Annotated in this window: 13 protein-coding genes; 7 read left to right on the top strand and 6 right to left on the bottom strand. The window is 69.8% G+C overall.

What is annotated here, in order from left to right; all coding sequences use genetic code 11:
• Positions 1–126: 126 nt before the first annotated feature.
• The 3 genes from ACFWY9_RS39355 to ACFWY9_RS39345 all read right to left on the bottom strand — a co-directional run bounded on the left by ACFWY9_RS39355 (position 127) and on the right by ACFWY9_RS39345 (position 5,679).
• Positions 127–1,947: a BTAD domain-containing putative transcriptional regulator gene (locus ACFWY9_RS39355; RefSeq protein WP_378341273.1), complete on the bottom strand. Its 1,821-nt coding sequence runs from the start codon at positions 1,945–1,947 to the stop codon at positions 127–129.
• A gap of 868 nt (positions 1,948–2,815) precedes the next feature.
• On the bottom strand, positions 2,816–4,438 hold the full coding sequence (locus tag ACFWY9_RS39350) for an FAD-dependent oxidoreductase (RefSeq protein WP_378341272.1): 1,623 nt from the start codon (positions 4,436–4,438) through the stop codon (positions 2,816–2,818).
• Positions 4,439–4,467: 29 nt separating this feature from the next.
• Positions 4,468–5,679 (bottom strand): cytochrome P450, encoded by a 1,212-nt coding sequence (locus ACFWY9_RS39345; protein WP_378328118.1) that lies wholly within the window; start codon positions 5,677–5,679, stop codon positions 4,468–4,470.
• 284 nt (positions 5,680–5,963) lie between these two features.
• On the opposite strand from ACFWY9_RS39345, the gene ACFWY9_RS39340 reads away from it, so the two are divergent.
• Genes ACFWY9_RS39340 through ACFWY9_RS39330 form a run of 3 tightly spaced genes read left to right on the top strand, consistent with a single transcriptional unit; the run spans position 5,964 to position 8,741 of the window.
• Complete coding sequence (locus ACFWY9_RS39340; protein WP_378341271.1) at positions 5,964–7,154, top strand: nucleotide disphospho-sugar-binding domain-containing protein; 1,191 nt, start codon at positions 5,964–5,966, stop codon at positions 7,152–7,154.
• The gene (locus ACFWY9_RS39335; protein ID WP_378341270.1) at positions 7,154–7,975 is read left to right on the top strand and encodes an NAD-dependent epimerase/dehydratase family protein; all 822 of its coding nucleotides are present in this window, start codon (positions 7,154–7,156) and stop codon (positions 7,973–7,975) included. Before ACFWY9_RS39340 ends, ACFWY9_RS39335 begins: the two co-directional genes overlap by 1 nt.
• Positions 7,953–8,741: an FkbM family methyltransferase gene (locus ACFWY9_RS39330; RefSeq protein WP_378328115.1), complete on the top strand. Its 789-nt coding sequence runs from the start codon at positions 7,953–7,955 to the stop codon at positions 8,739–8,741. Before ACFWY9_RS39335 ends, ACFWY9_RS39330 begins: the two co-directional genes overlap by 23 nt.
• A gap of 103 nt (positions 8,742–8,844) precedes the next feature.
• On the opposite strand, the gene ACFWY9_RS39325 is transcribed toward ACFWY9_RS39330, so the two are convergent.
• A complete protein-coding gene (locus ACFWY9_RS39325) occupies positions 8,845–10,008 on the bottom strand; it encodes a class I SAM-dependent methyltransferase (protein ID WP_378341269.1) in 1,164 nt (387 codons plus the stop codon).
• Positions 10,009–10,293: 285 nt separating this feature from the next.
• Between ACFWY9_RS39325 and ACFWY9_RS39320 the strand changes: the two genes are divergently transcribed.
• The 3 genes from ACFWY9_RS39320 to ACFWY9_RS39310 are packed head-to-tail and all read left to right on the top strand — an operon-like array spanning position 10,294 to position 13,842.
• On the top strand, positions 10,294–11,730 hold the full coding sequence (locus tag ACFWY9_RS39320) for an MFS transporter (protein ID WP_378341268.1): 1,437 nt from the start codon (positions 10,294–10,296) through the stop codon (positions 11,728–11,730).
• On the top strand, positions 11,727–13,340 hold the full coding sequence (locus tag ACFWY9_RS39315; protein WP_378329221.1) for an FAD-dependent oxidoreductase: 1,614 nt from the start codon (positions 11,727–11,729) through the stop codon (positions 13,338–13,340). Before ACFWY9_RS39320 ends, ACFWY9_RS39315 begins: the two co-directional genes overlap by 4 nt.
• A 55-nt stretch (positions 13,341–13,395) precedes the next feature.
• A complete protein-coding gene (locus ACFWY9_RS39310) occupies positions 13,396–13,842 on the top strand; it encodes a VOC family protein (RefSeq protein ID WP_378341267.1) in 447 nt (148 codons plus the stop codon).
• Positions 13,843–13,886: 44 nt separating this feature from the next.
• Here ACFWY9_RS39310 and ACFWY9_RS39305 read toward each other — a convergent pair whose 3' ends face one another.
• Entirely contained in the window at positions 13,887–15,071 is a 1,185-nt protein-coding gene (locus ACFWY9_RS39305) for a cytochrome P450 (protein WP_378329219.1), read from the bottom strand.
• On the bottom strand, positions 15,068–16,294 hold the full coding sequence (locus tag ACFWY9_RS39300; RefSeq protein WP_378329218.1) for a glycosyltransferase: 1,227 nt from the start codon (positions 16,292–16,294) through the stop codon (positions 15,068–15,070). The genes ACFWY9_RS39305 and ACFWY9_RS39300 overlap by 4 nt, the downstream gene beginning before the upstream one ends.
• 301 nt (positions 16,295–16,595) lie before the next feature.
• Here ACFWY9_RS39300 and ACFWY9_RS39295 point away from each other — a divergent pair, with 301 nt between their 5' ends.
• A complete protein-coding gene (locus ACFWY9_RS39295) occupies positions 16,596–17,762 on the top strand; it encodes a class I SAM-dependent methyltransferase (protein ID WP_378329217.1) in 1,167 nt (388 codons plus the stop codon).
• The last annotated feature ends 352 nt before the right edge of the window (positions 17,763–18,114 follow it).

Raw genomic sequence — 18,114 nt, 5'->3', positions numbered from 1 at the left:
CACCTCGTTTGGTGCGGCTCGGCGCGGGGTCCGCCACGTCCGTGCACCGCCCGGGGGGCCCCCCCCAACCCCCCCCCGGGGAAGGGGGGGCCGTGGATTTGTGTCCCAATTTCCGGGGGGGGGACACTAGCCGGGCGCGCCGAGCGGGCTCGGCTCGGCGCGCCCGGCTTCTTCCCTCAGCAGCTCCGCCGCGTACCACCGGTTCACCGGATGGAGCTGGAAATGAGCGACGCCGTCGGGTACGGCGCTGATGCCCAGCAGGCCGTGTCCGACAAGGTGTGCCAACAGCTTGTCCGCCTGTTTCGCGGAGCAGTGCAGCTGGTGTGCCACGGCGGCGGCGGTGAACGAACCGTCCTCGAACATCGAGAGCAGGCGAAAGGCGCGCTGGAGTTGCGGCGGGATGGACCGGTACGCGTTCGCGAGCCTGGCTCGCACGTTCAAGCCGTTGAACTGCAACAGATCCAAGGGCCGGTCACTCGATTCCAGATGCCGCCGCATATTGGCCACCGGCCAGCCGGATGCGGATCGCAGCCGCGCGCCGACGCACCGGATGGCCAGTGGCAGGCCGCCGCACAGCTCGACCAGCCGCGCCGCTTCGGCGCGTTCGGCCGCCAGCCGGTCCCGGCCGATCAGGGTCGCCAGCAGCTCGAGCCCCTCGTCGAAGGGCAGTGGCGCCAACGCCACCAGGTGCGCCCCCGCCAGGCCCTGCAGCCCCCGATCTGCTGTCACCACGACGGCGCACCGCGGCCCGGCCGGGAGCAACGGTTCCACCTGCGCCTCGGAAACCGCGTCGTCGAGCACCACCAGGACGTCCCGGTCCGCGCTCCAGCTGCGGAACAGCGCCGCCCGATCCTCGAGGTCCGCCGGTATCCTGCCCTCGGCGAACCCGGCGGCGCGCAGGAACTTGCCCAGCACCACGGCCGCGTCGACGGGGTGTCCGGTGGACCCGCCGAGCGTGGTGTAGAACTGGCCTCCCGAGAACGTCGGGCGCAACGCCTGGGCCACCCGGATGGCGAACGCCGTCTTGCCGACTCCCGGTATTCCGGTCACCAGCGCCATCCGCAACGCGCCCGCGGTGCCGTCCCCGGATGCCAGCCGGCGGACCACCGACGCGAGCGGCCGGTCGCGGCCGACGAAGTCGGAGATGTCGTACGGCAGCTGGGCGGGTGTCGTGGCCGTGAGACGGTCGGCGGGCACGTCGGGAACCGGATCGTCCTCCAGCGCTCCGGTCAGGAGCGACCGGTGCAGCTGTTGCAGCGCCGGCGAGGGGTCGAGGGCGAGCTCGTCGACCAGCCGGTCGCGAAACGTCCGGTAGAGGCTGAGCGCCTCGTCACGGCGGTGACCGCGGTAGAGCGCCATCATGAGCTGGCGGTGGAAGCCTTCGTGCAGGGGCAGCTTGATGACCAGCTCGCGCAGCTCGCTGATCACCCCGCGGTGCCTGCCCAGCTGCAGATCCGCCTCGATGCGTGCCTCCAGCGCGCCCACCCGCCCCTCCTCGAGGCGTGCCGCGTGCGCGGTCAGCAGGTTGCCCATCTCGACATCGCCCATGGCGGCACCCCGCCACAGCGTGAGCGCGCCACGCAGTAACTCCGCGGCCTCCCATGGCTTGTCCGCGTCCAGCGCGATCGCGCCGCGGGCGGCCAGGCTTTCGAACTGGCTGGTGTCCACGCACTCGGTGCCGATCTCCAGCCGGTAGCCACGCCAGCCGGTGTGCAGCGACGGTCCCGCCGGGAGCGACGCGCCCGCCGGGAACAGCAGTTTGCGCAACCGGTGGATGTAGGTCTGCAACGTCACGGACGCGCTGGGCGGCGGTGTGGCCGCCCACAGCTCCTCCGACAAATCCCCGGTGGACACCAGCCGATTTTCCCGCAGTACCAACAAGGCGAGGACCTCGCGAAGTTTCGGCGCGCTGGGGGTGACGTCCCTGCCGCCGAGGGAAACTCTCATCGGCCCTAGTAGTCTGAATTGCAGTTTATTCGTGTGCAGGGCATGCTCGTCTGCCAATTCGATCCCCCAGGGCAAAACAAGAATGTGCGAACAAACCGGATCGAGGTTTATTCGATAATGATCTTTATTGCTGAATATAGAGATCATGGTCGGGACTGTCAAGGTGTGCGGATACCGGCGAAAACGTCAATACCGGGCGTGGGCGGGGAATAATCTCCGGTGCCCGCGTCGGGCGGGCGAGGAGACCCGCCGGGCGATTAATCGGTATTCGAGGTCGCCGGCTCCGGCGTCGCCGCGGGAGGTTCGCGGGCCGATGCCGAATGCGGTCGCCGTCGCCACGACGGCCCTTGCTCTTCCGGCGGCGGGGACTCGGGAACCCGTGGCCCGGCGCGATGACGGGGAATCAGTGTCCCGGCAGGGGCGGCGGCGCGGTGGCTCGGCTCGGCGTGGAAACGCTTGTGCGCGGAAAGCGGCTCTTTCGGGACGATATCCGACAAAACGATCATGGTTGGCAGGTGTGGCCGGTTCTTCGCCGTCACGCCGGGTGCCCGGCGGACGAGGAACGGCGTCGCGGACAGCTTCGTGACCACGCCTTTCGTGATCGGCGTGGGGGCGGGGTGACCACCCGGCCCGGTCTTCGTGCAGCCATGCGCTTCCTCCATGCCCTGGCGGATGTGTCGGCGAGCGGGACGCGGGTGGGCAGCGCCGACCACGGCTGGCATGGGGAGGCGACGCTATACCCTCGTCCGTCCTTCCCCCGGGTCAACGATTCTCATCCGGTATCGCCCTGTCAACCAGCTATCTGAGTGACGGCCGGTCCGGGAGCGCCCGCGAGGCCCGCCCGGACCGGTCGTTTCGTGGCGAACGGTCACCGGGGGAGCGGGGACCGGAGCAGCCCGGCCAGCGCGCCGGTGAGCGTCTCGCGGGGATCGGCGGGGAGGTCGGCACTGCGCCAGGCGACGAAGCCGTCGGGGCGGACGACGGTGACACCGGCGCCGCCGATGCCGTGGGCCTCCAGGAACCGGCCGTCCGCGTCGTGCAGGTCGGTGCCGAGCTGGTGGACGGTGAGGGGGACGCCGAGCCGGGCCGCGGCGGCCTCGGCCGCGGCACGCCAGGCGGTACCGCCCGGCCCGGCGAGGACACACCACGCCCCGTCGTACAGATCGATGGTCGACAGCTTCGTTCCGTTGCGCTGCAACCAAACGTGCGGGGCGCGCAGACCCGGCTCGCCGGTGCACGTGGTGGGGTCCTGCGTGGGACCGTCCGTCGTGGAGGGTTCGGTGTGGACGGCGGAGGAGGCGTAGCGGTAGCCGAAGATCATGGTGATGTCGTCGACGGTGTCGAGTTCGGCCGCCGCGCCGACCTGGCGGGCCCGCAGCAGGGCGAGCGCGTGGTCGAGCGTCGCCGTCGCGACGGGGCGCCGTTCCGTCTCGTAGCTGTCCAGCAGCGCGGGACCGGCGTGGCCGTTGATGACGGCGAGGAGTTTCCAAGCCAGGTTGTGGGCGTCGGCGATCCCGGTGTTGGCTCCATAGGAACCCGCCGGGGGCACCACGTGCGCGGCGTCGCCGATGACGAAGACCCGGCCCGCTCGATACCGGTGCGCGACCCAGCCGCCGATGCCGAGGTGGGTGATCTTGTCGACGCGGCCCGGCACGGGCGGAACGAGTTCGAGGTCGAGGTCCGGGACCCCGGTCGCGAGCCGGACGAGTTCGGCGCAGCGCTGCTCGGTGTAGTCCTCGGGGCGTTCGTCGCTCGACGCGTAGGGCACACCGAGCATCCACCGTCCCCACTGCCGTAGCGGCACCAGGACGGTGCCGGGTACCGGCTCGTCGAAGTAGGCCAGGTGGAACCGGCGGCCACGCAGGACCTCGGTGAGGTCGGCGTCGAAGAGGAAGTGCGCGGCCCGGTGCAGCACCCCGGGGCCGTCCACGCCGATCCCGAGCCGATGCCGGATCCCGGCGCGATGGCCGTCCGCGGCCACGAGATAGTCGGCCCGCACGCGGTATTCGTTCCCGGTACCGGACTCCCGGACGGTGGCGACGACGCCTTCGCCGTGTTCGTCGAAGGACGTCAGGCTGGTGGCGAACCGCACGTCCGCGCCCGCCGCTTCGGCGTGGGCGCGCAACAGGAGTTCCAGTTCGTCCTGGTCGATCATCGCCCAGTCCGTGGGGCTCAGTCCGGCGGGCGGCTGCTGGTCGGCGGTGAGGTGGAAGCGCTCCGCGCCGGCCAGCGTCGCCGCCCCGATCATGTCCGGCATGTCGGCGAGGATCGACACGCGCTGCCGGATCTCGGCTTCCAGGCCGTAGGCCCGGTAGATCTCCAGCGTCCGGGGGTTGAACGCGCGTGCCTGTGGCATGATCGCCGTCGTCGGGTGCCGTTCGACCAAGGTCGGGCGCAGGCCCTGCCGGGCAAGGAACAACGCCATCGACAGTCCCGTCACCCCACCCCCGACGATCAGTACCGGGGTCCGGTGATCGTTCAGTGCGGTCATGATGGTGGGATCCTTCCTGCGATTCCCGGCTACCAGGTGACGGGGAGCTTGTGGGGTCCGTAGATCTGCATGTCGTCGCGCATCGGAACCTCGCCGGCCGGAACGGCCAGCCGGAGCCCTGGCAGGCGCTGGAGCAACCTGCCGAAGGCGATCCGCAGTTCGAGCCGGGCCAGTTGCTGACCGAGGCACTGGTGTACGCCGTAGGCGAAACCGACGTGCCGCCGCGGTTCCCGCGCCACGTCCAGCACGTCCGGGTCGTCGAACCGGTCGGCGTCCCGGTTGGCGGACTCGATCGACAGGACGAGCGGGTCGCCCGCCCGGATCTGCTGCCCGCCGAGCTCGAAGTCCGTCTTCGCCGTGCGCGGCAGGCCGAACGGGGCGACCGAGAGATAGCGCAGGATCTCCTCGACACCACGCTCGACGAGTTCGGGACGTTCGCGCAGCAGCTCCCACTGCGGCCGATGTGTCAGCAGCGCGAGCACGCCCATGCCGATCATGTTGGAGGTGGTCGCGTAACCGGCGATCATCAGCAGGTTGCCGATTCCCACCAGTTCCTCGTCGGTCAGCGCCACGCCGTCCTCGGGCTCGGCTTCGACGAGAGCGCTGATCAGCCCGTCGTCCGGATGCGCGCGCTTGTCCCGCACCAGCTCGCGCATGCAGGTGCCCATGCCGGTCATCGCGGTGAGCAGCTCGTCGTGGGTCCGCTCGAACCGCTGCATCACGTCCGCGTGCTCCTGGAAGCGCTTGCTGTCCTCCGCGGACATGCCCAGCAGCTCGGACATCACCAACGAGGGCACGGGCGTCGCGAACCCGGCCACCAGATCGCCCGGCGGCCCGGCGGCCACGAAGGCGTCGAGGTGCTCGTCCACGATCCGTTCGATCCGCGGCTCGAGCGCCTTGAGCCTGCGCACGGTGAACTGCCCGGTCAGCAGCCGCCGGTAGCGGGTGTGCTCGGGCGGGTCCATGCCGATGAAGGCCTCGCCGAAGCCGGACGCCACCCATTCCTCGGCGGTGAGCGTCACCGACGAGACATTGGTCTGGAACTTCCGCCGGGCGCTCACCGCGGGATGGACCAGCGCGGCCGACACCTCTTCGAACCGGCTCACCAGCCAGCCGGTGTTGCCGTCCGGAAGTGCCAGCGGGCAGACGGGGGCTTCGGCGCGCAGCCGGGAATAGCCGGCAGGCGGCTCCAGCGGGCTGCGCCGGTTCAACGGTAGTGGTTGCGGCGACATCTGGACCATTGCCGTTCTCCTCGGGTGTCACGTCGGGATGCGCCGCGCGGTGGTACGCCGCGGCCGGTCCACGTCGAGTCCAGCCCACTCCGGTGGAACGGACCTCGGGCGCGGCTGAAGCACGTCCGGGCCGCCAGGGGCCGGATCAGTCCTATGTGGATGGACGGGGGCCGTCCGCGGGCGCTCGCCTCCGGCCCGAATCGAGGTCCGTGCTAGGCGCACCCGTGAGGCTGATCCGGACGAGTCCTGTGACCTCGTCCGCCCTGTCCGCGAGGCACGAAGGAGAACTTCTTGTGCGAGTGCTGGTAATTCCCCCGGCAATGGCCGCGACCCACCTCCTCGCGCTGGTACCCCTGTGCTGGGCGCTGCGCTCGGCCGGTCACGAGCTGCTCGTCGCCGGTCCGGCGGACATCGAAGAGACAACGCTGAGCGCCGGACTCGGCTTCATCGAGCTCGGCTCGGCGAAGCGGTTCGAGGGTGCCGCGCAGACCGTCCCCGAAGACACCTTCCCCGCTCCGGAGTGGGCCGAACGGGAAGACGCCGACCGCAGCCGCGTGCTCATGGAGCTGATCGCGGACATGCAGTCGACCTACGCCATCGACCACCTCGCCGACTATCGCCGGTTCGCCGAGGCCTGGCGCCCGGACCTCGTCCTCGCCGACCACACCGCGATCATCGCGCGTCCCCTCGGCGGGGTGCTCGGCGTCCCGACCGTGACGCACCGATGGGGTGTCGACCCCACCGGGGAGGCGTTCCGCGAGCGGGCACGACGGCAGCTCGGCCCGTTGTGCGCGGAACTCGGCCTGCCGGAGCTGCCGGATCCCGAGTTCATCATCGACCCGTGCCCGCCGAGCCTCCAGCACGAGAGCGCCGTTCCCGGCATCCCGATGCGGTACCTCCCCTTCAACGGGCCGGGTGTGTTCCCGCAGTGGGCGCTGACCGGCGCGGGGCGCAAACGGGTTTGCCTCTGCCCTGGCAGGACGCTCGTGCCGACCTGCGGACCGGCACCGGTCCTGCGCGCCGTGGCGGCCCTCGACGGGATTCCCGACGTGGAGACGACGGTCGCCCTCACCGCGGCGGACCGCGAGCGGGTGGGACCGCTGCCCGCGAGTTTCCGGGTGGTGGAACAGCTTCCGCTCAACCTCTTCCTGGGCGGCTGCGATCTCGTGGTCCTGCTCGGGGGTGGCGGTGTCGGGCTCACCGCGACCTCCTTCGGCCTGCCCCAGGTCGTTCTGCCGCAGTGGTTCGACCAGTTCGACTACGGCAGGCGGATCGAGGAGGCGGGCGCCGGGCTCTCGATCGGCAGCCGCGAACGCCAGGCCGACATCGACGGCCTCCGGCAGGCTTTCGCGTCGGTGCTGGAGGACCCGGGGTTCACCGCCGGGGCACGGCGGCTGCGGGACGAGATCGAGTCGGCGCCGCCGCCGAGCGCCGTCGTCGCCGAGCTGGAGCGGCTCGTGCGCGCTTCGACGAAAGCCGCGTGATGAACATAGTCGGAAACGGGTTCATCGCACGGAACCTCGGCCCGGCGACGGCGCGCTTCGCCGGGGTGACCGTGCTCGCGGCCGGCGTGTCGAAAAGCCGGTCGGTTTCCCCCGACGAGTTCGCACGGGAGAAGGAGCTGGTCCGCCGGGTCGTCACCCGCTGCCAACAGGAGGGCAGGCTGCTGGTCTTCCTGTCCACGGCCTCGTACGCGATGTACGGGTCGACCTCCGAACCGGCCACCGAGGACGCGACGATCGTGCCGGCGGCGCATTACGGCAGGCACAAGCGCGAACTCGAACTGATGGTCTCGACGTCCCTGCGGGATTGGCTGGTACTGCGGCTGAGCCATGTGGTGGGCGGGGACCAGCCCCCGTGGCATCTGCTGCCCAACCTGGTCGGCCAGCTCCGGACCGGAGTCGTCCGGGTGCACGCCGGGGCGTACCGGGATCTCATCGACGTCAGTGACGTCCGCGCTTCGCTGGTCGGCCTGCTCGACGCCGGGGTGAACCGCGAGATCGTCAACGTCGCCAGCGGTACCCCGTATCCCATCGAGTCCATTGTGGACCAGATCGAGCGCAGGCTGCGGACGAAGGTCGCCCGGCAGGTCGTCCACGACGCCCGCGGGCCGACCCTGGTGTCGATCGCGAAGCTGCGGCGGCGACTGCCCGGCCTCGCCGCGGAACTCGGCGGCGAGCGTTACCTGAACCGCGTCATCGAGCGCTACGCACCGCGCTACGCGCTCGATGGCGTCGACGAAGACCGTACCGATAGTGGCCGTGAAGACAGCGAGGTGAGGCATGACAACCAACTCGGTAAATGAGTTCAGCGAGATCGAGATCGGCGGGGGACGCAGGATCGCCTGCGATGCCGCGTTCGAAACCGAGATCGTCTGGGAACAGATCCGCACCAGCGCGTTGTACACCGAGGCCGTCGCCGGCCTCGGCCCCGGTGACCTGATCGTCGACGTCGGCGCCCACATCGGTCTCACCGCCCTGTTGTTCACCGAACTGGTGCCGGGGGTCGAGATCGTCGGGTTCGAGCCCGCGCCTCGTTCGTTCGCGTGTCTCGAGATCAACCGGGCGCGCCACCTGCCCACGATGGCCGTCGCGCAGACCGCGGTCGGTGCCCGGCCCGGCACCGCGGAACTCACCTACTACCCGGGGCACACGACGATGTCGACGCTCTTCGTGGACGACGCCGACGACGTGCGGAACATGGAGTCGGCGCTGAACCACCGGAACGTGCCCGACGACATGCGCTCGGAGTTCTGGCCGACGTTCCGGGCCAACCCCGAGCGGGTCACGGTGCCGGTGACCACGCTGGGGCGCGAGCTGACCGAACGCCGCCTGGACGAGGTGGCGCTGTTGAAGATCGACGTGGAGCGCGCGGAACTCGACGTCCTGAGCGGAGTGGAAGACGGCCAGTGGCCCGGCATCCACCGGGCCGTGGTCGAAGTGCACGACATCGACGGCCAGCTGGACCAGGTCACGTCGTTGCTTTCCGGGCGGGGCTACCGCGTGCGCGTGAACACGGACGAGGATTTCGCCGAGGGCAGCGTCCGCATGGTGCTGGCCACCAGGGACTGACCCGCACCGCCCGCGTTGTGGTGTCCTTTGTGGATTGATGGACCGTGAAGGCCTCCTTGCCGGCGCTCACGGCCGGCAAGGAGGCCTTCACGGCGAACCCCGGCTAGCGAGGGTCGAAGCCGAACTGGCGAAGCCAGTCGGGGCCGCATTCGTTGTTGGCGCCCTTCTTGACGAAGCAGATGTTGTGGTAGAAGTGCAGCCCGGTGACGTGCTGCTCGGTGTACGAGGGCTCGCCGCTCCGGTCCACACGTTCCTGGTGGTGGAGGCCGTCGACGAGCGTCTTGAGGAAGCCGACGGAAGTCAGCGGCGAGTCGACGTCCCGCGCGTTTCCGCCGTAGTTTCCCCAATAGGACGTCTGCAGGTCCTCGATGACGTACAGTCCTCCCGGTTTCAACAGCGGGAAGAGCGTCCCGAACGAGGTCAGGATGTGCTCGCTCACGTGACTTCCGTCGTCGATGACGATGTCCAGCGGACCGATTTCGCCTGCCAGGCCGGTGAGGAACTCCGGGTCGTTCTGGTCGCCCTGGAAAGTGCGGATCCGTGGCCCGGACACCTTCTTTTCGGTGATGTCGACACCGAAGACCAGGCCTCGCCGGAAGTAGCGTTGCCACATGTGCAGCGAGCCGCCCTGGTACTCGGTCTCGCCGTACCCTCCGATGCCGATCTCCAGAATCCTGACCGGTTCCTCCTGCCACGGCCGGAAATGGTGCTCGTAGTGGGGGGTGTACCAGTGCGTGCTGCCCCACTTGTCCGAACCGTAGCGCACCGCGAGTTCCTGCAGGCTCGGCGTTTCGCCGGCGCCGCCGAGGATCGCCTGCGTCGCTTTGCCGACGCAGCCGATGGGATCGATCTTCCCGGCGAGCGCCGCGGCTCCGTTGTCGGTCGCGAGCTCCGGAAACTCCGGGAGCATGCGGTGCCTCCACTGGGCCGTGCCGCGGAGCCGTTCGGGCGCCAGGAGCAGCCGGGTGAGATCGGCGACCGGGATCTCGATGCGCACCTGTGGGTCCTCGGGTGTTCCCGCGGCCGCGGTCATGCCTTTGTCGTCGAAGACGAAGCCGTGGTCGTGATTCCGCGTCGTCCAGCCCACGCTGAGGTGTACCGCTGTCCTCGTGGGAACGGTGACCTGGTTGCAGCGTTCGGTCAGTTCGCCGAGCAGGTAGTGCGCGGCGGCAGGGAAGCCGATGGCGTCGATCGCGGTGGAAATCTCGTCGTCGCTGCCCGCTGCCACGTTCACCAGGACTTCGGCTGCTCGATGGTTGTCATGCACGGGGGAACTCCTTGCCGCAGGGATCGGTCGGCAGCCCGGACCTCGCCTCGGGTACGCCGCGGCCGGTGCCACGCCGAGTCCATCGCACCGCGGTGGAACCGGCCTCGGGCGGGGCTGAAGCAGGCGGGGCCGGTGCCCGCGGGCGAGCTTAATAACCGGATGACAAGTTTATTCATGTACATGGTTGACTCCGCGTCGGGTCATGCCCGATGCTGGGAATCGGTTCAGCCGGGCGCGGCGACGCGCGCCGGTGTCTCTGTGTGGCTCTGTGGGAGGTAGACGGCCGTGCCCAGGTTCGCGTTGCGGTGGTGGGGTTTGGGGGTGGTGATCTGCGCGACGCTGGTGGACCTGATGAACAACCAGATCGTGACGGTCGCGCTGCCGGTCATCCACAACCAGCTGGGTGGCGGTGAGGCCGCACTGCAATGGATTTCGGCGGGTTACGCGCTGGCGCTGGCCCTCACCCTCATCACCGGTGGCAGGCTGGGCGACCGCTACGGCGTCAAACGGCTGTTCCTGACGGGCCTGGTGCTGTTCACGATCGTTTCCCTGGCGGCGGGGCTCGCGCCGAACGTGGGCGTGCTGATCGCGGCCCGGGTACTGCAGGGCATCAGCTCCGGGCTGATGGTGCCGCAGGTGCTGTCGTACATCTACACCGAGTTCCCCGAGGAGGAACGCACGAAGGCGACAGCCTTCTACACGGCCTCGTTCACGCTCGGCAACATCGCGGGGCCGCTGCTGGGCAGCGCGCTCACCCAGGGAAACCTGTTCGGTACCAGCTGGCGGGCCATCTTCCTGATCAACGTGCCACTCGGGGTCCTCGTGGTGGCCGGGATCGTCTGGACGATCCCGGCGCGCAAGGGCGCGCTGAGCCACCGCATCGATTCCCGCGGGCTGGTGTTGCTGGTGGCCGCGTTGTTCGCACTGTTCTACCCCCTGGTGCAAGGGCGGGAACTGGGCTGGCCGGTCTGGGTGATCGTCTTGTTCGTGGCCGCCATCCCACTGTTCTGGCTGTTCGCGCGCCAGCAGCGCGCGCAGTCGCGACGCGGCGGCGAGCCGCTGATCCCGCCCACGCTGCTGCGCTACCGGACGCTGCGGTCGGGGCTGGCCATCCTGTTCACCCTCAGCATCGGGATGGGCGTGTTCTTCGTCCTCAACCTGCATCTGCAGCTGGGGCTGGGATATCCGCCGTTGCTGGTCGCGCTCGTCTTCCTGCTGCCCGGTGCGCTGGGCACCGTCGCGAGCAACTTCGCCGCGGTGCGGCTGGCCAAACGGTTCGGGCAGAAGCCCGTCGTCACCACCGGCGTGGTACTGGCGCTGGCCGGCCTGGCAGCGCTGGCGGTGCTCGTGGCCGGTCTCGGCAGCGCGCTGGCGGCCTGGGTGCCGCCGGTGCCCACGTTCGTGTTCGGCCTGGGGATCGGGGCGGTGATGAACCTGGTGTTCACGCTGTCCCTGGCCGAGGTCGTCCCGGAGGAGGCCGGGGCCGCTTCCGGGCTGGTGGGCACCAACCTCCAGCTCGGCACGGCGAGCGGCATCGCCGTGTCCGGCACGGTGTTCTTCAGTCTCCAGGGAAGCGGCTCCGCGACGGCCACCGCCGTGACGATCGCGGTCAGCGTCGGGGTACTGCTGATCACGCTGCTCGCCGCGGTCTCGATACCGAAGGGGGCGGCTGCCGGAGAGTCCCTTGTGGACAGTGAACAGCACGGGGCGTCGGCTCGATGACAGGGCAGGACTGCCGGGCTCCGGTGCTGATCGTGGGTGGCGGCGTCACCGGGCTTTCCACGGCGTTCTTCCTCGCCCGCCAGGGATTTCGCCCGATGCTGGTCGAACGGCATCCGCGCACGGCGATCGTCCCGAAGGTGTGGGCGCTGAACTCGCGGTCGCTGGAGATCTACCGCGCGCACGGCGTGGAGCGCGAAATCCTCGGCAGGCAGTCGATGCTGGCCCGGCACCCGGCGATCATCGGCATGGACACCCTGAACGGAGAGCCGCGGTTCAGCGGCACCGCGGTCACCCACCCGCCGTCGTCGGTGAGTGCCAGCCCGTGGGCCATGATCGACCGGGACGAACTGGAGCGGCTGCTGCGGGCCCGCGCCGAGGACGCCGGAGCCGATCTGCGCTTCGGGACCGAGATGATCCGCTTCGACGCCGGCCCCGACGGCGTTTCGGCCGTGGTGCGCAGTCTCCACGGCGGTGCCGAGTACCGCGTTTCCGCCGACTACCTCGTCGCGGCGGACGGTCGTCGCGCCGGTATCCGCAGCGGGCTCGGCATCCACGCCGACGGCCCCGGTGTGCTGCACAACTCGGTGCACTTCGTCTTCGAAGCCGATCTCGGCGCCGTGCTTCGCGGGCGCCGGTTCCTGGTGGCCTATCTCGACAAACCGGTGACCGGGACGATGCTCGCGCCGATGCGGCAGCGGGGCCGGTGGATGCTCGGCGTGCCGGACCACCCGGGGCTGACCGGAGATCTCGGCCAGGTGCCGGAAGAGTTCTGTGTCGAGCTGGTCCGCCAGGCGGTCGGAGTACCGGACCTCGCGGTGACGCTGGTTCCGCTGGCGGCGGGCTGGGCCCAGAAGCTGACCCGGGTCAGAACCGAGGGCTGGGTCGCGCGGCGGTATCGGGCGGACCGGGTGTTCGTCGCGGGCGACGCGGCGCACGTGCTGCCCCGGGTGGGTTCCCTCGGCGCGAACACGGGAATCGCCGACGCGCACAACCTCGCGTGGAAGCTGGCCGCCGTGTTGCGAGGGCAGGCCGATCCCGCGTTGCTCGACACCTACGAACAGGAGCGCCGCCCGGTCGCGCGGGTCGTCCTGGGCCATTCGACGCGGCTGCTGCGGGCGCGGCAGAAGGGCGATGCCGCCGAAATCGCGGAGCTCGACGACAACACCGTGACCTTCGGCTACCGGTACACGTCGGCGGCCGTGCTCGCCGAAGCGTCCACACCGGACTCTCCGCTGGAGGATCCCCGTGCGCCCAGCGGGCGGCCCGGCCTGCGGGCACCGCATGTGTGGTTGCGCGGCGACCGTACGCGGATCTCCACGCTCGACCTGTTCACCGGTGCCTTCGTCCTGCTGGCCGGGCCCGAGGGGGAGGAGTGGGTGACGGCGGCCAAGGCGGCGGCGGACGTGGTGCCGGTCGATCTCGCCGTGCACCGGATCGGCGCCGAGCTCCAGGACGTCGAGCGCCGGTTCCTGGACAGCTACGGCATCACCGGCACCGGCGCGAGTCTCGTCCGGCCGGACGGCATCGTCGCCTGGCGCGCCACCGGCCTGCCCGGCAATCCGGGCGACGAGCTGCGCCGTGCCCTGCACGACGTGCTCGCTCGCCACTAGGTCGTGTCGGACAAAAGGATCGAGCCCCGGCTCGCCACCGGAGCTACTCGGTAGCATGCAGCACATGCCCATCAAACTTGAGAACGTCGGCATCACCGTTCGCGATCTCGAAGCGGCGATCGCCTTTTTCACAGACCTCGGTCTCACGGTCGTCGGCCGCGACACGGTCAGTGGTGAGTGGACCGACACCGCCGTCGGCCTCGATGGCAACCACGCCAACATCGCGATGCTCCAGACGCCGGACGGTCACGGTCGCCTTGAGCTCTTCGAGTACATCCACCCCCAGGCGATCGAGTCGAATCCCACTCGTCCCCACGAGATCGGCATGCACCGCGTCGCCTTCTCGGTCGACGACATCGGCAAAGCCCTTGAGACAGCCGCGAAACACGGATGCCGTCCGCTTCGCGGCGTGGCCACCTATGAGGACATCTACAAGCTCACGTACGTCCGCGGTCCCAGCGGCATCATCGTGATGCTCGCCGAGGAGCTGAAGAAGAACTGACGTCCGATCGGCCCACTACGCTCCGGCCGTGTCCGGGGCGGGGCTCAGCGGGTCAGCACCGGCAGGGTGCGGACTCCGGTGAAGTCGGGCGAGGAGACGAAAGCCGGGGGATTCGCCGGATCGGTCCGCAGCTCCGCGAACCGGTCCAGCAGCAGGTTCAGCACGATCCGGCCCTCCAGCCGGGCGAGCGGGGCACCGAGGCAGAAGTGGATGCCGCGGCCGAAACCGATGTGGGGGTTGGGATTCCGGCCCACGTCGAACTGGTGCGGCCGGTCGAACACGCGCTCGTCGCGGTTCGCGGCCGCCAGCCAGAGCCGGACGAGCCGCCCCGGCGGGATGGCCCGCCCGCCCAGTTCCACCTCCGTGGTCGTGACCCGCATGGTCTCCGCGAACGGGGTGAGGAACCGCAGCGACTCCTCGAGCGCCGCCGGGACGAGGGACCGGTCGGCCCGGACCTTGGCCAGCTGCTCCGGGAAGGCGTCCAGGCACAGGACCGTGTTGCCCAGCAGCATCGTGGTGCTGATGTGCCCGGCGAACAACAGTACGTTGGCGAAGTTGACCACCTGCTGGTCGGTCAGCCGCTCACCGTCCACTTCGGCTTCCACCAGATGGGTCAGCAGATCGTCGCGGGGGCTGTGCCGCCGCTGGACGGCGTGCTCGCGCAGGTAGTCCAGCATCGGCCGCCACTTCGCCATGAGCGTTTCGAACTCGTCGCGGGTTTCGGTGGCTTCCGCTTCGTTCGTCGGCGGTTCCATGGTGCTCTCCACCATGGCGTTGGCCCATTCGCGGAACAGCTCCCGGTCACTGGCCGGTACCCCGAGCAGTTCGGCGATCACGATCGCGGGCAGCGGATAGGCCAGTTCGGTCACCAGGTCCCAGGAACCGGTGGTGACCGCGTCGAGCAGTTCCGTGGCCAGAGCGTCGATACGGGGTGCCAGATCGTCCACCGTCTTCGGGGTGAACGCGTGGTTGACGATGGTACGCAGCTTGCGGTGCTCCGGCGGGTCCACCCTGATCAGGCTGCCGTCGTCGAGTTCGCTGGCGAACTCCGGGGAGATCCGCGACAGGTCGGAGGAGAAACGGCCGGGATCGCCGAGGACTTCGAGCGCTTCGGCGTGGCCGAAGACCTTCCAGTACTCGTGGTGCTCGTCGTACTCGACCGGATGGTCGGGTGCCTGCCCGCGCAGCCAGGTGTGGTCGGGGTGGGTGTCCCAGGTGAGCGCTGTCATGTGTGCGACCTCCTTGCCGCGGTTCCCAGTGCGGACAGGCGTTCCGCGGCGATCGCGGCCCCGTCGGTGCGGACCGGGAACGCTCTGGCCCTGGCCACCACGGCGGGCGCGAGGGCCCGTTCGAGAGCGGCGGCCAGCGAGCCGACGGTCGGTGCGCCGGGTGCGTGTGCGCTTCCGATGCCGAGCTCGTCGATCCGCTCTGCCCAGTAGAAGTGGTCCCAGGCCTGCGGAAGGACGACCTGGGGTGCGCCGGCCAGCGCCGCCAGGGTGAGGGTGCCCGAGCTGCCGGCGTGGACGACGGCGGCGACCCGGCCGAACAGCGCGCGCAGGTTGGCTTCCCCGATCGCCAGGCAGTCGGGCCGGTCGTCGATCGGGGACAGTCCGGCCCAGCCGTGCGAAAGGACCACGCGGTGGCCGAGCGAGCGCGCCGCCTCGATCACCACCCTGCTGAACTCCTGGGGAGCGGGCATGCTGCCGAATCCGAAGTAGACCGGAGGGGCGCCCGCGTCGAGGAACGCCGTCAGCTCGGGCGACAGCGGGCGTTCGTCCCGCGGGAGCCACGCGCCCGGCTGGAACACCGTGCCGTCCCCGGGTTCGGGCCACGGCCCGAGCGCCGGGTCGGCGGCCAGCCACGGCCGGTCGGTGAAGATGTGGCTTCGCACATCGGAAACCGGGGGCAACCCGGCCGCGACGCGCTGCGTGTTGAGCGCGGCGCCGAAGGTTTCCTGCCAGCCGCGCGCGTCCTCCTCCCACAGGGCGCGGTTGTCCACCGGCCCGGGAGCGGGCGACTGTCCCGGCAGGAGCGGCGGGGCGTGGTGGGCGGACGGGAGCGTCGCCGGACAGTGCGTCGCGTAGACGTAGGGGAGGCCCAGTTTCTCGGCCACGGACCGGGCGGCGACCTGCAGCGGCGCGAAACCCAGCACCACGTCGCAGTCCCGGGCGGCTTCGAGGATCGCGCCGAACCGGGCCGCCACCATCTTCTCGGCCAGCCGGTTCCGCTCGTCGGCGGTCAGTTCGTGCCAGGCGACCGACGCCCCCGCCGCCTCGTCGTCCAGCCGCGATCCGAGCGGGGCGAACGGGATGCCGAGCCCGGTGATCCAGTCGCGGAAGTCGGGCGGGGCGCAGATGCGTACCTGCCCGCCGAGTTCCTCCAGTTGCGACGCCAGCGTCACCAACGGTTGGACGTCGCCGCGGGTGCCGACGGTCGAGAGTAGTACGCGCACTGTGCGTCCCCCTTTCCCAGACTACTGGCCGATGATTCCCGCACCGAACTCACGAAAGACCGGAACGGGTTCGCGGAGACAAATCTCGCAGCACCGGCCGATTCCGCCGGTGGCGTCACCTACGCTACCAGCTCGGCCTGGTGCGCCATAGTGGAATCCGCGATCCGATTCGCCGGAATCCCTTTTGTTCGCACTTCAGCGGAGTTCGAGGGATTCGCGGTAGATATGCAGGGAGACTCGTCGATGTGATCGTGTGCCGAAAAGCGCGAGAAGCGCCGAGGCCGACCGTGAGGATGACCAAATGAGTGGAGAAGCCGCGCGGGCGACCGCGCTGCTGGAACGCCTGATCGACGTCGCGGACGACGGTGGGCGCCTGCGGGAGACCCTGGCGGGTACGCCTCTTGCCGTGACGGCCCCGCTGCTGATCGACGAACTCGTCTTTCGCGCGGACGATCCCACCAATTCCGAGCCGGTCCGCATCGCCGTGGACGTCGTCGACGGGGACGAGCGGGAAAGCTTCGTGCTGACACTGCGGGCGGGACGGCCGATCGACGTGGCGCGCGGCGCGCCGTCCGGGGAACCGGGCATGCTGGTGGAGTACACCGCCACCCAGCTCGTGCGTACCCTGTTCGGCCTGCCCACGGGCGCCGCCAACGCCGGACGCCGGACCGTGCCGCTCTACGGCCAGCCGCGCGAGGCGACGACGGTTCCGGAGCCCGGGATGGTGGACCAGGTCCATCGCGCCGCGAACGCGTTGTTCGGCGGGACCGATCCCGAGCGGGGCTCGCTGGAGGAGTACGCGGTCCGGTACGGCGCCGACAAGTGGGGCGGGCTGCACTGGTTCACCCCGCACTACGAACGGCACTTCCGCCGGTTCCGGGACCGGCCGGTGCGCGTGCTGGAGATCGGGATCGGCGGGTTCCAGGACCCGGACGAGGGCGGCCAGTCGCTGAAACTGTGGAAGCGCTACTTCCGCCGGGGCATCGTGCACGGCATGGACGTCTACCCGAAGAACGGTCTCGACGCGCCCCGCATCAGGACGATCACCGCCGATCAGTCCGATGTGGACACACTGGTCGCGCTGGCCGAAAGGGACGGCCCGTACGACATCGTCATCGACGACGGCAGTCATCAGAACGAGCACGTGCTGATCACTTTCGCCGCGTTGTTCCCGTACGTGCGACCGGGCGGCTTCTACGTCATCGAAGATCTGTGGACCACTTACGTTCCGGGATACGGGGGCACGGAGGGCGGTGAAGGGGGACCGGGCACCTCCGTCGGGCTCCTGAAACGCCTCATCGACGAACTGCACCACGAAGAATGGACGGGGAAGGCCGAGGCGGAGCCCGGCGGACCCGCGTCCTCCTTGGCGGGCATGTACGTCTACCACAACATCGCCTTCCTGGAGAAAGGCGTGAATCTCGAAGGCGGGATTCCGGAGTGGATTCGTTCGTGGCCGCTTTCCTGAACCACCACGGCATTCCGCAGTGAGGTTTTCTCACTACGGGTTCTGGGGCCGTGGATGTGCTGGAGGATGCCTTCGGTGCGCCGGCCTGGGGGCGACAAGGGCGTCCCTGGGTGCGTTGGGTGCATCGGGGGCGTCCCTCCATGCCGTGAACGCTCCGTTGCCGACGATGAGCGTCTCGAACGGAGCGTTCGCGACAGCCACGGCCGCAGCGTGAAGCCCCGGCCGCCACGGCGAGCCCTTGAGCACTACGCACCCCGGCCCCGCCGAACGCGGTGAAGGGCCCCGTAACACGGCTCCACGCGGGGGATGGGGGCCTCACCGATCACCCGCCAAGCCCCGCCGGGCGAGTGCT

The organism is Amycolatopsis sp. NPDC059027 (assembly GCF_042739735.1).
GTDB lineage: Bacteria > Actinomycetota > Actinomycetes > Mycobacteriales > Pseudonocardiaceae > Amycolatopsis.
This window is presented reverse-complemented; position numbering and strand designations above follow the sequence as displayed.

What these genes read in the sequence shown, in the direction of transcription:
- ACFWY9_RS39310 (WP_378341267.1), top strand. Translation starts at nt 13,396, where the DNA reads ATGCAGCACATGCCCATCAAACTTGAGAACGTCGGCATCACCGTTCGC.
- ACFWY9_RS39315 (WP_378329221.1), top strand. Translation starts at nt 11,727, where the DNA reads ATGACAGGGCAGGACTGCCGGGCTCCGGTGCTGATCGTGGGTGGCGGC.
- ACFWY9_RS39295 (WP_378329217.1), top strand. Translation starts at nt 16,596, where the DNA reads ATGAGTGGAGAAGCCGCGCGGGCGACCGCGCTGCTGGAACGCCTGATC.
- ACFWY9_RS39355 (WP_378341273.1), bottom strand. Translation starts at nt 1,947, where the DNA reads ATGAGAGTTTCCCTCGGCGGCAGGGACGTCACCCCCAGCGCGCCGAAA.
- ACFWY9_RS39330 (WP_378328115.1), top strand. Translation starts at nt 7,953, where the DNA reads ATGACAACCAACTCGGTAAATGAGTTCAGCGAGATCGAGATCGGCGGG.
- ACFWY9_RS39345 (WP_378328118.1), bottom strand. Translation starts at nt 5,679, where the DNA reads ATGGTCCAGATGTCGCCGCAACCACTACCGTTGAACCGGCGCAGCCCG.
- ACFWY9_RS39305 (WP_378329219.1), bottom strand. Translation starts at nt 15,071, where the DNA reads ATGACAGCGCTCACCTGGGACACCCACCCCGACCACACCTGGCTGCGC.
- ACFWY9_RS39335 (WP_378341270.1), top strand. Translation starts at nt 7,154, where the DNA reads ATGAACATAGTCGGAAACGGGTTCATCGCACGGAACCTCGGCCCGGCG.
- ACFWY9_RS39350 (WP_378341272.1), bottom strand. Translation starts at nt 4,438, where the DNA reads ATGACCGCACTGAACGATCACCGGACCCCGGTACTGATCGTCGGGGGT.